The organism is Protofrankia sp. CiP1_Cm_nod3 (genome assembly GCF_982290655.1).
The window spans coordinates 4,506-5,424 of record NZ_CEVIVD010000120.1; the positions used below are offsets into that span (position 1 = coordinate 4,506).

Here is a 919-nt window from a genome sequence, read left to right on the forward strand (position 1 = left end):
GCAGCGGCGCGGGCATCAACGCTGGCGCTGATATGGGCGGCAACGGTCGTGGCCCTGGTACCGGGATCAACGTCGATGGCGGCACTGATACGACCAGCCGGGCTCGGCGGCGGCTGCTGGGGCGAGTCACGCTCGGCACCGTGCTGTTCGTCGTCGGCTTCACCGCGGTTTTCGTCAGCTACGGTGCGGCCTTCGGCGGGCTGGGCAGCTGGCTGACCCTGCACCAGGTCGGTGTCAGCCAGATCCTCGGCGCGGTGACCATCGTCATGGGGCTGGCGTTCGCAGGGGTATTCGCTCGGGTCCCACTGGCCAACCGCCAGTGGCGCATCCATCGGCTGCCCGCGCCCGGCCTGGTTGGGGCACCCGTCCTCGGTGTCCTGTTCGGGATCGGTTGGACGCCGTGTCTCGGGCCCACTCTGACGGCGGTGCTGGCGCTTGCGATACAGAGCGCGACCGCTGGCCGGGGTGCGTTCCTCTCCGCCGCCTACTGCTTTGGTCTCGGGGTGCCGTTTCTTGTCGTGGGCCTGGCCTTCCGGCGGGCGGCCGGTGCTCTGGCTGTGGTCCGCAGGCGTGCCCGAGCGCTTACTTTCGCCGGTGGTGTGCTGCTCGTCGTGGTCGGACTTCTCCAGGTCACCGGCCTGTGGGCTGATCTGATCGCTGCTCTCCGGCCTTACGCCCCGGGATTTGCGGAGACCCCCTTGTGAGCGGCTTGTGAGCGGGCAAGCCGACCGGCCCAGCCGGATCAGTCGGCCCAGCCGGATCAGTCGGGTGAGCCGGCGGAGGCACCCACCCGAGCCCGATCCGGGGCGTGTCGGTGCCTCCGGCCCGGCGACCGACGGATCAGGAGCAACAGCGACCATGGCTGCACCGACTACACCGGCTACCTCGGGCACAGACATCACTCAGGATGTAGCCGTCA

At 69.5% G+C, this 919-nt stretch carries 1 protein-coding gene; it reads left to right on the forward strand.

Annotated elements, in window-relative coordinates:
* On the forward strand, positions 1–704 hold a 704-nt coding region (locus tag AC5LUJ_RS18790; protein ID WP_250292576.1), incomplete at its 5' end, for a cytochrome c biogenesis CcdA family protein.
* Positions 705–919: the final 215 nt, after the last annotated feature.